The sequence below is a fragment of the Pseudomonas sp. R37(2017) genome (genome assembly GCF_002113375.1).
Classification (GTDB): domain Bacteria; phylum Pseudomonadota; class Gammaproteobacteria; order Pseudomonadales; family Pseudomonadaceae; genus Aquipseudomonas.
This window is the reverse complement of record NZ_NEHO01000019.1, coordinates 33,222-45,938: the sequence shown is the minus strand read 5'-3', so window position 1 is coordinate 45,938 and position 12,717 is coordinate 33,222. Positions and strand designations below refer to the sequence as shown.

Sequence of the window (12,717 nt, the reverse complement as noted above, 5' to 3'; positions counted from 1 at the left end):
GGGGTGATCAATGCGCGCAATCCGGCAAAGCTGTCGGCATTCACCAGCCCTGCGCCCACCAGTTCCTGCAGGGCGATCTCCAGTTCCGAACGCAACAGGTGGGCCTCATGGATAAGCTCATCGAAAAACAGCGCGCCATGCTGGCTGAGGGCGGCGTGGACCTTTTGCGTTTTCGCTGACAGTTCGCCGATCGACGTCTGTTCGGTCAAGCCGCTCCAGAGGCCGACCCGGTTGCGTGGCAGCAACACGATCGGTGTGCTGCGCAACGCGGTGCTGGCGCTTTTGTTGTGCGCAGTCAGGCGTGTCCACACGAGTCTGCCGCTGCGACACAACTCATCCAGCCAGGTCGCCGAGTAGTCCTTGATCCGCGCCGGCAGGATGTCGCTGTCCCAGGCCGAAGCAGCGGCGGGGTAGCCTTCGAATTGCGCGACGACAATTGGCAGTACCGCCGCCCCCTGGCCCTGGCTTGCGCTCGAAACATGCTGCCAATCGAACAGGAACCGCATGAAGTCCTGCAGTGCCACCGGTTCGATTTCCCGACGCAGGCGCTTGACCGTGTAGCGGTGAATCCGTGCCAGCAAATGCCGCTCGCACCATTGTTCCGCAGTGGTGCCCGGGGTGAAGCGGCCACGCAGCACGTAGCCTTCGCGCTCCAGTTGCGCCAGTGCCTGATTAACCCGGGCAGCGGGCAAGCCGAGTGGTTCGGCAATATGATCGATCGCAAGCGGTCCGAAGGCGCTGAGCCGCGCGCGGATCAGTTCGAGGACGGCTTCGTCGGCCTCCCAGACTTCATCGAAGTCCGGTAGCGCTTGCAGGGGCGGCGTCAGTTCAGCCTGTGGATAAATCGCCCGCAGGCAGGTCAGGCGCTCCAGCGCCAGCCACAACGATTGCCCGGCGTTGATCTGCAAACGACTCGCGCGCCCGCTGTCGACCAGGGTGTCGAGCCAATCAGGCCACTGCGCATTGGCGTCAGCCTCGGTATCGGTAATGCACGCCAGGCTCATCAAGGCTTCGTGCATTTCATCGACCCCGGAGGGCGTCGGCCAGGCTTCGTCGCGCACGGCGGCAATCGCCTCGGCGTCCAGTGCACCGAGATCGTCGGTGGATTGCGGGTCGCTCCAGCGCCGATTGAGCACGGCCTGGGTGCGGCGTTCTTCCAGGGGGGCATCGTCGAGAAAGGTATAGGGGCGGGCGCTGAGAATCTCCGCCGCCAGCGGCGAAGGCGCCGGCAAGTCGCGGCTGATCAGGCGAATGTCGCCGCGTTCCATGCGCCGCAACAGGGCCAGCCAGCCTTCAGTGTCCATGGCTTCGTGCAGGCAATCGTCGAGGGTTTGTTCCACCAGCGGATGGTCGGGAATCTCCCGTTCACCGGCGAGGTTTTCCACGCAGGCGATCTGATCGGGAAACACGCTGGCGATCAGGTCCTCGCTTTTCATTCGCTGGATCTGCGGCGGGACTTTGCGCCCGCCACTGTAGCGCGGCAGGGCCAGGGCTACGCCGGCATTCCAGCGCCAGCGCACGCCGAACAGCGGCGCGTCGAGCACGGCCTGGATCAGAATGTGTTCGGCGTTGTTGCTGTGCAGGTAGCGCCAGACGTCGTCCAGTTCAAAGCTGTGACTGGTGGACAGCGACAGCACGATGGCGTCTTCGCTGGCGGCGGCCTGCAATTCGAAGTTGAAAGTTCGGCAGAAACGCTTGCGCAGGGCCAGGCCCCAGGCGCGGTTGATGCGGCTGCCGAACGGTGTGTGGATGACCAGTTGCGTGCCGCCGGACTCGTCGAAAAATCGCTCCATCAGCAGCGTGTCCTGAGAGGGCAGGGCACCCAGCGTTTGTCGCGCACGGGCCAGATAGTCCACCAGTTGTTCGGCGCTGGCGAAGTTCAGGCCCAGGGTATCGGTCAGCCAGTCGACAGCGGGCTGCAAATTGCCAGGCGAGCGCCCCAGCAGGTCGTCGAGTTGTGCCTGCAAGCGTGCCACCGCCGAGGACAATTCGGTACTGCGCCCCGGCGCTTCCCCGAGCCAGAACGGAATGGTCGGCGGTTGGCCCTGGGCATCCTCGACCCGCACCTTGCCGGTTTCCACGCGCAGGATTCGATAGGACGTATTGCCCAGTTGGAAGACATCCCCGGCGATACTTTCCACTGCAAAGTCTTCGTTGACGCTGCCGATGTTCAGCCCTTGAGGCTCCAGCAGCACGCTGTAGTCGGCGTTGTCCGGAATGGTCCCGCCACTGGTCACCGCCGTCAGTTTCGCGCCCCGGCGACCGCGCAGGGTGCGGCTCACGGCGTCGCGATGCAGGTAGGCGCTGCGCAGGCCCTGACGCCCGTTGTAACCCTCGGCGAGCATGTACAACAGCGCCTGGTAGTGTTTGTCGTCGAGTGCGGCGTAGGGCGCGGCGCGGCGCAGCATCTGCAGCAGCGCTTGCTCCGGCCATTCCTGGCAACTGACTTCGGCGATGATCTGTTGCGCCAGCACGTCCAGCGGCGCTTGCGGGATCAACAAGGTATCGAGTTCACCCCGGCGCACGCAATCGAGCAGCGCGGCACATTCGATCAGGTCGTCGCGGGTGGTGGCGAAGAGACGGCCCTTGGGCGTGCCGCCGATCTGGTGTCCGGAACGGCCGACCCGTTGCAGAAAACCGGCAATGGAACGTGGCGAGGCGATCTGGCACACCAGGTCGACGTCGCCGATGTCGATCCCCAGCTCCAGCGATGCCGTGGCGATCAGCACTTGCAGGTCGCCGCGCTTGAGTCGCTGCTCGGCATCCAGGCGAGACTCCTTGGCCAGGCTGCCGTGGTGGGCCGCCACGGCGTCCTTGCCCAGGCGTTCGCTCAGGTGACGGCTCAGGCGTTCGGCCAGGCGCCGGGTGTTGACGAAAATCAGCGTGGTCCGGTGTTCCCGGGCGAGGGTGGCAAGGCGGTCGTAGACCAGCTCCCAGACATCGTTGGCCATCACCGCCGATAGCGGCACGGGCGGCACTTCGATGTCCAGATCGCGAGGACGGGCGTGGCCGATATCGACGATCTCGCACGGGCGATCGCGACCCACCAGAAAACGCGAGACGGCTTCGACAGGTTTTTGCGTGGCCGACAGACCGATGCGCAGCAGTGGCTCCGGGCAGAGTGCTTGCAGGCGTTCAAGGCTCAGTGCCAGATGGCTGCCGCGTTTACTGGCGGCCATGGCGTGGATCTCGTCGATGATCACCGTTTGTGTCGTGCCGAGCATTTGCCGGCCGGAATCGGATCCGAGCAATACATAGAGGGATTCCGGCGTGGTCACCAGAATGTGCGGTGCAGTCTTGCGCATCGCCGAACGGTCTTTTTGCGGTGTGTCTCCGGTGCGCACGGCGGTGCTGATCTGCAGTTCGGGCAGGCCCATCGCGCGCAATTGCTCGGTAATGCCCGCCAACGGGTTTTGCAGGTTGATCCGGATGTCGTTGGACAGCGCCTTGAGGGGCGAGACGTAGACCACCAGGGTTGCGTCGGGCAAGCCTTCGGGGCTTTCCAGGCCGCGGTGCACCAGGTCGTCGATGACGGCAAGAAAGGCGGTGAGGGTCTTGCCGGAGCCGGTGGGTGCGGCGACCAGGGTCGAACGGCGCTGGCGAATCAACGGCCACGCCCGGGCCTGGGCGGCGGTGACCGCTGCGAACGTGTGGTTGAACCAGGCGCTGACGGCGGGGTGAAAGCCGCTCAGGGCACTGTCTGCGGGGATGGGCAGGTTCATGCAGCAAGTTATGCGGGTGGGGGGCGCAAGATGCAAGTACCGCTCAAGACCTTCGTTGGTCTTCAGGGCCTCTTCGCGAGCAGGCTCGCTCCCACAGGGGGATTTGTGCACGACACAGATCACTGTGGGAGCGGGCTTGCCCGCGAAGAGGCCAGTAGCAGCACCGCAAAAGCCGAGCATCTACACTTTACGGGTGACGGTTGCGCACTAAACCCGCAAAATGCAACGATTCCGGCAATTACCAACGACATCGCCTGGGCGCGGTGTCGATAAAGCCATCTTCCAATCAGACTGGGCCTGCTGACTCTATGCGAATGCGCCTTATGTTACTGGGCGGCGGAAATGCCCTTGGGCAGGCGCTGATTCGCCTCGGTGCGGAGGAAGACATCGGCTTCCTCGCCCCCCGCCCGCCGCAAGACGGCTGGGATGCCGCGAGCCTGACACAGTTGCTCGACGACACCCGCCCCGATGCATTGATCAACCTTGCCTACTACTTCGACTGGTTTCAGGCCGAGGCAGTGAGCGAGTCGCGTCTGGCCGGCCAGGAGCGCGCGATCGAGCGTCTGGCGGAGCTGTGCCAGCACCACAACATCGTCCTGCTGCAACCTTCCAGCTATCGAGTGTTCGACGGCTCCCGCGCCACGGCCTACAGCGAAAAAGACGAACCGGTGCCCCTGGGCCTGCGCGGTCAGGCGTTGTGGCGGATCGAGCAAAGCGTTCGTGCCACCTGCCCGCAACACGTGCTGCTGCGTTTCGGCTGGTTGCTGGACGACAGCCCGGATGGCGCCCTTGGCCGCTTCCTTGCCCGTGCCGAACAACCCGAGGAATTGTTGATGGCCGACGACCGGCGCGGTAACCCGACACCGGTCGACGATGCCGCCCGCGTGATCATTTCAGTGCTCAAGCAACTCGATTGCGCCGCGCCGTTGTGGGGCACCTACCACTATGCCGGGCATGAGGCGACCACGCCGCTGGCGCTGGGGCAGGCGATTCTGACCGAAGCTCGCAGCCTGCATCCGCTGGCTATCGAAGCCCCGACCGCCCAGGCTCACGCCGCGCGTCCGGACGCTGCCGAAGAACCGCAACACGCGGTCCTGGCCTGCAAAAAAATTCTGCATACCTTCGGGATCAAACCGCGTGCCTGGCGTGCGGCGCTACCCGGTCTGCTGGACAGGTTCTATCGCCATGGTTGACGGTCCTGTTCTGATCACCGGTGGCGCCGGTTTCATCGGTTCGCACCTGACTGACGCCCTGCTTGCCAAGGGGCATGCGGTACGGATTCTCGATGACCTGTCCAGCGGCAAGCGCAGCAATCTGCCGCTGGACAATCCCGGTGTCGAGCTGATCGTCGGCGATGTGGCCGATGCGGCGCTGGTTGCCCAGGCGATGACCGGTTGCAGTGCCGTGGCGCACCTGGCCGCCGTGGCGTCGGTGCAGGCTTCGGTGGATGATCCGGTGCGCACGCACCAGAGCAACTTCATCGGCACGCTGAACGTCTGCGAAGCCATGCGTCAGGCCGGGGTCAAGCGCGTGCTGTTCGCCTCCAGTGCGGCGGTCTATGGCAACAATGGCGAGGGCGAGTCGATCGATGAGGACACGCCCAAGACACCGCTGACGCCTTATGCGGCGGACAAACTGGCCAGCGAGCATTACTTCGATTTCTACCGTCGCCAGCATGGGCTGGAACCGGTGATTTTCCGCTTCTTCAACATCTTCGGGCCGCGTCAGGATCCGTCCTCGCCTTATTCCGGAGTGATCAGCATTTTCAGCGAACGTGCGCAAAAAGGCCTGCCGATCACCGTGTTCGGCGATGGCGAGCAGACCCGGGATTTCGTCTACGTCGAAGACCTGGTCGACTTGCTGGTGCAGGCCATCGAGAAACCCCGGGTCGAGGACGGTGCGGTCAACGTGGGCTGGAACCAGGCGACGACCCTCAAGCAAATGCTCGAAGCGCTCGAAGCCGTGGTTGGCAAGTTGCCGCCGGTGAGTTATGGCCCGGCGCGTTCCGGTGACATTCGACATTCCCGGGCGAACAACCGGCGTCTGTTGGAACGCTTCATTACCACCGAGCAGACACCGATGCGCGTGGGGCTGGCGCGGTTGCTGGGGCGATAGATCGCTGCCCGGCGGATATGAAAAAGGCGCCTTTTTACAGGCGCCTTTTTCACGGCCGGAATTTACCTTGAAACCTGTGCAATTCCTGTGGCGAGGGAGTTTGTCGAATCGACGCAGCGTCCCGTGCGACTGCGCAGCAGTCGCCGTCAGATTTTGTATCTGCTCACCACCAAGCCTCATTCACCACCACGTGAACGTTCTTTAGAACTTGTAGCCCAGGCCCACCATGTAGATGAACGGGTCTACATCGACGTCCACACGTGCCCGGGTGCCAGGGGCAATCGAGTTGTTCTCGACAGTGGCGCGGGTATCGATGTCGATGTAACGCACCTGGGCGTTGATCATGATGTTGTCGGTCAGCATGTAGTCGGCACCGACTTGCCACGCCAGGCCCCAGGAGTTTTCCGCCTTGAAGTTGCTGAAACCGGCGGACTGCGCTCGGCTGCCAACGTGTTCGTCGTAGATATAGGTGTAGTTGATGCCGCCGCCGACGTACGGCTGGAAGGCCGACTTGGGATCCAGCGGGTAGTACACCAGGCTCAAGGTCGGCGGCAGGTGCTTGAGGGTGCCGAGCTTGCCGTTGGCCGCGCTCAGAGCCGTGCCCTTGAGTTTCACGTCATGCTCGAACGGTGTGGCCGCCAGCAGCTCGATACCCAGGTGATTGGTGAGCATGTAGGCGAAGTTCAGACCCAATTGGGTATCGCTGCTCATGGTCGCCTTGCCACCCAGGTCGGCGCCCGCCAACGGGCCTTGATCGACCTTGACGCTGGAACTGTCGGCTTCCGGGTTAACGGTGATGGCACCCGCACGAAGGATGATGTCACCGGCCTCGTGGGCTTGGGCGAGCGGGGCTGCGAGCGCGAGGGCAACCAGCGTAGCGCTGAGCATTGACTTGTTCATGGGGGCTCCAGAGGACGTTAGAAATTTTGATGTCCAATGGTAAGCCGGCTAACGATTCGGCCTTTTGATGCAGCTCAATGAAAGTGGCAGGGGATGGATTTTGTGGTGTTTTTGCCGGCCCCTTCGCGAGCAGGCTCGCTCCCACAAATGGAACGCATTCCAATGTGGGAGCGAGCCTGCTCGCGAAGAGGGACTAACAGACTGCACAAAACGACCGGACTCACTCCGGCAATTCATACAGATAAATCTTGTCCGCCTCCATCTGATACCCGGCATCCGCCAACTCGCTGGTGGTCGCCTTGACCTGCAAAGCACCCTCGATCCAGTACGGCTGATACAACTCGTCGAGCTTCACGCCGACTTCGCTATTGACGTGCACGATCTGGTTCGACGGCGGTGGCGGTACGTGGATGCAGGCACCGAAATATGGCACCAGCAGGAACTCCGTGGTGCGTCCTTCCTCGCTCACTTCCAGTGGCACGATGTAGCCCGGCAGGCGAATGTTCTGGCCGTCGAGGGCCTTGACCACCGGGGCGTTGGGCATGTCCTGTCTGGCGGCTGGCGCCGACTCTGCCGCTAGCGCGTTGCTCATCTGCGACAGGTCGTGCAGCGGTGTCATGTTCGGTACTTCTTTGGGCGCATCCGGCGGAATCATCTCCGACCAGGTCAAGTCTTTCGGCTGGGCCGCCCACAGGGGCAGGGCGACCAGCATCAACAGCGCGAGTACAGCGCGGGGCATTTTCAACGTCCTCATAAACGGATCGACAGGCCATCGGCCAGGGATTGGCGATAGGCACGCCAGGCCGGCACGCTGCCCATCAGTAGCGCGGCGATCAGGATGCCACCGAGCAGCGTCCATTCATATTCGCTGGGCCAGGACAGTGGCAGGAACAGGCCATAGTTGGCCTGCACGTAACCTTGGGCCGCCGCGATGCACACATACAACAACGCCACGCCGAAGATCACGCCTGACAGTGCCAGGGCAAAGGCTTCGAGCACCAGCAACGTCGCGATGTGCCATGGGCGAGCACCCACCGAGCGCAGGATCGCCATTTCCCGGCGGCGTTCGTTGAGGCTGGTGAGAATGGCCGTGAGCATGCCGATCAATCCGGTCAGCACCACAAACAACGAGACCACGAACAAGGCTTTTTCTGCGGTGCCCATCAGGCTCCACAGCTCTTGCAACGCCACGCCCGGCAGGATCGCCAGCATCGGCTCGCCACGGAATTCGTTGATTTCCCGTTGCAGGGCAAAGGTCGAAATCTTGTTGTTGAGGCCGAGCATGAACGCGGTGATCGCTTGCGGCGTGAGGTCCATGTTGCGTGCCTGATCGGCCGTGATGCGACCTTCGCCCCGGGCCGGCACGCCGTTATGCCAGTCGATGTGAATCGCTTCCATGCCACCGAGGCTGATGTGCAGCGTGCGGTCCACCGGGGTGCCGGTGCGCTTGAGAATGCCGACCACGGTGAACGGCTTGTCGTCGTGCTTGACCAGGCTGATCGCCGCCACGCCGTGGGCCAGCACCAGTTTGTCGCCGAGTTTGTAGTGCAATGCCTCGGCCACTTCGGCACCGAGCACCACTTCGAAAGGGTCAGTGGCAAAGGCCCGGCCATCGGCCAGTTCCAGGTGCTGCTGGCGGCCGTACTGGTAATGCTCGAAGTAAGCTTCGGTGGTGCCCATCACCCGGTAGCCGCGATGGGAATCGCCGAGGGACATCGGGATTGCCCACTTCACTTTCGGGTTGCTGGCAAAGTGTTCGAAGCTGTCCCAGCGGATGTTGTTGGTGGCATTGCCGATACGGAACACCGAGTACAACAACAGGTTCACCGAGCCGGAACGTGCGCCGACGATCAGATCGGTACCGCTGATGGTGCTGGCGAAACTGGCCTTGGCTTCGGTGCGCACGCGCTCCACCGCCAGCAACAGGCACACCGACAGGGCGATGGCGAACGCAGTGAGGATCGCGGTGAAACGGCGGTTAGCCAGGCTGGCCATGGCTAGACGAAACAGATACATCTCAGACCTCGGACGGGGTGGCGGCGCGATTGAGTTCGGCCAGCGACAGGTTGTGGTCGAACAGCGGCGCCAGGCTCTGGTCGTGACTGACGAACAACAGGCTCGACCCGGCTTCGCGACACTCGGCGAACAGCAGGCGAATGAAGTTCTCGCGGGCGTCGTAATCGAGGGCCGACGTCGGTTCGTCGGCGATCACCAACTCCGGCTGACCGATCAAGGCTCGTGCTGCGGCCACTCGTTGCTGTTGGCCGATGGACAGTGAGTCGGCGCGGCGACCGAGGATGTTTGCATCCTTCAAACCCAGGTGGGCGAGCAGCGTCGCGGCGGCTTTGTCGACGCTGCCATGGCGTTGCTTCGCCCGCTCGGCGCGCAGTTTCGAGAAGTGGCAGGGCAGTTCGACGTTTTCGCGCACCGACAGAAACGGCAGCAGGTTGAACTGCTGGAAGATGTAGCCGGTGTGATCGACGCGGAAGTGGTCACGGGCGCCGGCCGAGAGTTGCGTCAGTTCCTGGCCGAGCAGGCGGATGCTGCCGCGATCGGGTTTTTGCACGCCGCCGAGCAGGCCGAGCAGGGTGGTCTTGCCGCTGCCGCTGGGGCCTTTGAGGAACAGGGTTGCCCCGCGCTCCAGGCGAAACGCCGGGATGTCCAGCAGGGGTGGATGACCGGGCCAACTGAAGCCCAGGTCGGACAGTTCGATGAGTGCTTGGGTCATGTGAAACCGGTCGAATGATTGATGAACCCTGCATCTGTAGGAGCGAGCATGCTCGCGATGAATGCATAAACACCGCGGGGTGTCAGATGCCCCACGTTATCGTTGACGTCCATCGCGAGCATGCCGCAAGCGGGCACCCGCTCCTACAGGTAATCAGAATTTGAGGGTGGCAGCCTTGGCCGTCACTTCAACCCCTTGCTGCCCGTTCGGGCCGATCAGTTGTACCTGAATTTTCTGGGTCGCCGGGAATGTGTTGAAGATATTCGCCAGGTCGAGGGTTTTCAGCGCGCCGGGAGTGGCGCAGGTGAAGTGGTAATGGGCGTGGATTTCGCTGTGGTCGTGGTGATGTTCGTCCTTGGCGTCTTCATCGTGATCATCATCGGCGTCCGGTTTGTCGCCGAACAACGGGCTCTCCAGTTCCTGGCTCGCCACCACGCAACCTGCGGCTTTTGGCAGGTTGAACAGCGCCAGCGGATTTTCAAGCTGGGTGCGGGCCGCGACGACCTTGGCCTTGTCGGCATCGCTGGTGGCGACATGCTCGAAACCCACCAGGTTCATCGCCGGGCTTTCCAGTTCCAGCTCCAGGGTCTTGCCGTCGAGCGCTGCGTTCAGGCGCCCCACGCCATGTTCGTGGGCACCCAGGCTGCCATGCTCATGATCGTGTTCGTCGGCGGCATGGGCGACGGCCAGAGGCAACATGGCAAACGGCAAGGCGAGAAGCAAACGGCGCATGGCGAGACTCCGAAAAGTAAAATGAAGAAAATGTTATGTAATCTTATAACGTTTCTGCGTGGAGTTTGACTGTCTGCTTGGCGTTGCACAAGTCCCATGGGAGCATGCAGGGAAGAAATGTGCGGGAGCAGACCATGTTGCGAATTCGCGGAAGCATCGGCGACTGGCCGGTGGATTTGACCCTGGAGATGGACGACGCGGACTGGGCGCGACTGGAGACACAGTTGCAGGTGGAACAAAAACCGGTCAGCGCGCCAGCGACGAAACCGCTGAACCAGGATGACGCGCTGTGGCAGATCGCCCGGGATCTGTTGCGCCAGGCCGGGCAACTCAGTGGCCCGGACCTGCTCGATCAACTGGAAGGGTTGACTGGCAGCGCGGCGGCGGGCAAGCGCCTGTTGGTGCGCTTGCGCCACAGTTCGGATGTGAAGGTGGAAAGCGGCGGGGATACGCCGCTGTATCGCTGGTTGGTGCAGGGGGCGTGATTAATACAGCGCGGCAAACAACTTGCGGCGGTACGTGCTCACCAGCGGGTGGTCATTGCCCAGCAACTCGAACACCTGCAACAAGGTCTTGTGCGGCAAGCCTTCGCTGTAGCTGCGGTTGCGGATGAACAGCTTGAGCAGTGCATCCAGCGCGGCGTCGTACTGCTGACGGGCCAGTTGCTGAATCGCCAGTTGATAAACTGCTTCGTCGTCCTGGGGATCTTTCGCCAGTCGGGCCTTCAGGTCGGCGGCATCCGGCAAGTCCCTGGCCAGACCGAGAAACTGGATCTGCGCCTTGGCACCGGCCAGCGCGGCCTTGTGCTCGTCGCTCTTGACCGCATCGAGAACGGCTTGCGCCTCGCCCAATTCACCGCGCTCGGTCAGGCAGCGAGCGTAGAGGATCAGTGCCTTGGCGTTGGTGTTGTCTTCGCCCAGCAGGACTTTGAGCAGGGCTTCGGCATCGGCAAAGCGGCTGTCGTCGAACAGCGCCTGGGCCTGTTCGAACGGATCGGCGGCGGCCGGTGGCGGCATCTGCACATGGGGTTCGAGCAGGGCACGCACGGCGGATTCCGGCTGGGCACCGGCAAAGCCGTCGACAGGCTGGCCGTCCTTGAACAGCACCACGGTCGGCAGGCTGCGGATGCCGAAGCGGGCGACGATGTCTTGTTCGATGTCGCAGTTGACCTTGGCCAGCAGCAACTCACCCTGGTAGCTCTCGGCAATGCTCTGCAGCATCGGCATCAGCACTTTGCAGGGCGCGCACCATTCGGCCCAGAAATCCACCAGCACCGGCTTGTGGAAGGAGTTCTCGATGACCGACTGGTCGAAATCGGCAGTCGTGGCGTCGAAGATGTACGGCGTTTCCTGACTCATGGGCAATCTCGTAAAAGCGTGAATGGGGCAACTATACGGTCAGGCGCGGGCGGCGTGGTAGAGACTCACATGCCGAAACTCGTGGGGCTCGGCCAGATCCGGCAGGGTCATGGCTTCGAGCATTTCGATGCGCCGGTACAGCGGATGGCGAAAATCCCGCACTCGCGAGTCCGCCACCAGCGCTTCTCGGCCGCGACTGAGGAACTGGTCGAGCAGTGGCAGGTTGGCCCGGTCGTACAGCACATCCGCCACCAGGATCAGATCGAAGCGATCAGCCTCGGCGAAAAAATCCGTCGAGTAATCGAGCTGTACCTCATTGAGCTCGGCATTGGCCTGACACGCGGCAATCGCCAGCGGGTCGAGGTCGCAGGCCAGCACTTCCAGCGCGCCGGCCCTGGCGGCGGCAATCCCCGCCACCCCGGAGCCTGCACCGAAATCCAGTACCCGCTTGCCTTCGACCCAATGCGGGTTGGCAGCCAGATAACGGGCCACGGCCAGGCCACTGGCCCAGCAGAAACTCCAGTATGGCGGCTCATGCAGGATGCGCCGGGTTTCTTCCGGGCTGAAGGCGCGGTCCATGTTGTCGCCGTCGATCAGCCACAGTTTCAAATCTGTTTCCGGCAGCGGGCAGGCTACCAGTTGCGCATCGCCGAGCAATTCACCCAAGGCCCGTTGCAGGTCGAGTGGTGCACTCATGGGGCTTTGACGAATTGCAATTGGCCCAGGGCCTGGGTGGTCGGCTGGGTAATCAGCTGCGACGGCAGGTGCAGGATCAATTGGCCGGACTGGCTGGCACGGCCTCGCAGTTCAACGCGAGCTCCGGCCGGGAAGGATTGCGGATTGAAGCGCAGGTGAAACGGCAGCACCTGGTTGTTGCCGATCAGGTTGGAACTGGCGAGCAATTGTTGCGGGCGGTCTTTTTCGTCGATCACCAGCAATGCCAGTTCAACTTCGGCACCTGCCGGTACGCCTTGCAAAGTGCCGCTCAGCTCACGCAGATAGGCGGGCAGCGGGCCGAGTTCGGCGGCCTCCCGGGCCTTCTTCTGCGCTTGCTGCGGCGCCGGGCCGGGCGTTGGGGGCTGCGGCTTGGGTGCATCGCTGCCGCAAGCCACCAGGAGGCTGAAAACGCTGAGCAAAATGAGCGGACGTAACGACATCGGTG

11 protein-coding genes and 1 pseudogene are annotated in these 12,717 nt (G+C 62.9%); 3 read left to right on the top strand and 9 right to left on the bottom strand.

Annotated features, from left to right (window positions below; all coding sequences use genetic code 11):
* Window positions 1-629: 629 nt before the first annotated feature.
* Window positions 630-3,722 (bottom strand): annotated as a pseudogene (locus CAG47_RS23650) (DNA glycosylase AlkZ-like family protein); the annotation flags it as partial.
* A 308-nt stretch (window positions 3,723-4,030) separates the two neighbouring features.
* Here CAG47_RS23650 and CAG47_RS23645 point away from each other — a divergent pair.
* Entirely contained in the window at window positions 4,031-4,915 is an 885-nt protein-coding gene (locus CAG47_RS23645) for a sugar nucleotide-binding protein (RefSeq protein ID WP_046041630.1), read from the top strand.
* Window positions 4,908-5,837, top strand: a complete 930-nt coding sequence (locus CAG47_RS23640; RefSeq protein WP_085727965.1) for an NAD-dependent epimerase/dehydratase family protein — start codon at window positions 4,908-4,910, stop codon at window positions 5,835-5,837. The genes CAG47_RS23645 and CAG47_RS23640 overlap by 8 nt, the downstream gene beginning before the upstream one ends.
* Before the next feature lie 201 nt (window positions 5,838-6,038).
* On the opposite strand, the gene CAG47_RS23635 is transcribed toward CAG47_RS23640, so the two are convergent.
* From CAG47_RS23635 to CAG47_RS23615, 5 genes are all read right to left on the bottom strand, one after another.
* A complete protein-coding gene (locus CAG47_RS23635) occupies window positions 6,039-6,737 on the bottom strand; it encodes an OmpW family protein (RefSeq protein ID WP_085727963.1) in 699 nt (232 codons plus the stop codon).
* A 220-nt stretch (window positions 6,738-6,957) separates the two neighbouring features.
* Complete coding sequence (locus tag CAG47_RS23630) at window positions 6,958-7,476, bottom strand: DUF3299 domain-containing protein (RefSeq protein WP_085727961.1); 519 nt, start codon at window positions 7,474-7,476, stop codon at window positions 6,958-6,960.
* An 11-nt stretch (window positions 7,477-7,487) separates the two neighbouring features.
* Entirely contained in the window at window positions 7,488-8,753 is a 1,266-nt protein-coding gene (locus CAG47_RS23625; protein ID WP_085727959.1) for an ABC transporter permease, read from the bottom strand.
* Between the two features lies 1 nt (window position 8,754).
* Window positions 8,755-9,465, bottom strand: a complete 711-nt coding sequence (locus CAG47_RS23620) for an ABC transporter ATP-binding protein (RefSeq protein WP_085727957.1) — start codon at window positions 9,463-9,465, stop codon at window positions 8,755-8,757.
* A gap of 153 nt (window positions 9,466-9,618) precedes the next feature.
* Window positions 9,619-10,197 carry a DUF2796 domain-containing protein gene (locus tag CAG47_RS23615; protein WP_085727955.1) on the bottom strand — a complete coding sequence of 193 codons (579 nt, stop codon included), beginning with the start codon at window positions 10,195-10,197 and terminating at the stop codon, window positions 9,619-9,621.
* A gap of 134 nt (window positions 10,198-10,331) precedes the next feature.
* Between CAG47_RS23615 and CAG47_RS23610 the strand changes: the two genes are divergently transcribed.
* Window positions 10,332-10,682, top strand: a complete 351-nt coding sequence (locus CAG47_RS23610; protein WP_085727953.1) for a hypothetical protein — start codon at window positions 10,332-10,334, stop codon at window positions 10,680-10,682.
* Here CAG47_RS23610 and trxA read toward each other — a convergent pair whose 3' ends face one another.
* Genes trxA through CAG47_RS23595 form a run of 3 tightly spaced genes read right to left on the bottom strand, consistent with a single transcriptional unit; the run spans window position 10,683 to window position 12,712 of the window.
* Window positions 10,683-11,555, bottom strand: a complete 873-nt coding sequence (gene trxA / locus CAG47_RS23605) for a thioredoxin (protein WP_085727951.1) — start codon at window positions 11,553-11,555, stop codon at window positions 10,683-10,685.
* 39 nt (window positions 11,556-11,594) lie between these two features.
* Complete coding sequence (locus CAG47_RS23600) at window positions 11,595-12,251, bottom strand: methyltransferase (protein ID WP_085727949.1); 657 nt, start codon at window positions 12,249-12,251, stop codon at window positions 11,595-11,597.
* Complete coding sequence (locus tag CAG47_RS23595) at window positions 12,248-12,712, bottom strand: YbaY family lipoprotein (protein WP_085727947.1); 465 nt, start codon at window positions 12,710-12,712, stop codon at window positions 12,248-12,250. Before CAG47_RS23595 ends, CAG47_RS23600 begins: the two co-directional genes overlap by 4 nt.
* Window positions 12,713-12,717: the final 5 nt, after the last annotated feature.

What these genes read in the sequence shown, in the direction of transcription:
- CAG47_RS23645 (WP_046041630.1), top strand. Translation starts at nt 4,031, where the DNA reads ATGCGAATGCGCCTTATGTTACTGGGCGGCGGAAATGCCCTTGGGCAG.
- CAG47_RS23640 (WP_085727965.1), top strand. Translation starts at nt 4,908, where the DNA reads ATGGTTGACGGTCCTGTTCTGATCACCGGTGGCGCCGGTTTCATCGGT.
- CAG47_RS23635 (WP_085727963.1), bottom strand. Translation starts at nt 6,737, where the DNA reads ATGAACAAGTCAATGCTCAGCGCTACGCTGGTTGCCCTCGCGCTCGCA.
- CAG47_RS23630 (WP_085727961.1), bottom strand. Translation starts at nt 7,476, where the DNA reads ATGCCCCGCGCTGTACTCGCGCTGTTGATGCTGGTCGCCCTGCCCCTG.
- CAG47_RS23625 (WP_085727959.1), bottom strand. Translation starts at nt 8,753, where the DNA reads ATGTATCTGTTTCGTCTAGCCATGGCCAGCCTGGCTAACCGCCGTTTC.
- CAG47_RS23620 (WP_085727957.1), bottom strand. Translation starts at nt 9,465, where the DNA reads ATGACCCAAGCACTCATCGAACTGTCCGACCTGGGCTTCAGTTGGCCC.
- CAG47_RS23615 (WP_085727955.1), bottom strand. Translation starts at nt 10,197, where the DNA reads ATGCGCCGTTTGCTTCTCGCCTTGCCGTTTGCCATGTTGCCTCTGGCC.
- CAG47_RS23610 (WP_085727953.1), top strand. Translation starts at nt 10,332, where the DNA reads ATGTTGCGAATTCGCGGAAGCATCGGCGACTGGCCGGTGGATTTGACC.
- trxA (WP_085727951.1), bottom strand. Translation starts at nt 11,555, where the DNA reads ATGAGTCAGGAAACGCCGTACATCTTCGACGCCACGACTGCCGATTTC.
- CAG47_RS23600 (WP_085727949.1), bottom strand. Translation starts at nt 12,251, where the DNA reads ATGAGTGCACCACTCGACCTGCAACGGGCCTTGGGTGAATTGCTCGGC.
- CAG47_RS23595 (WP_085727947.1), bottom strand. Translation starts at nt 12,712, where the DNA reads ATGTCGTTACGTCCGCTCATTTTGCTCAGCGTTTTCAGCCTCCTGGTG.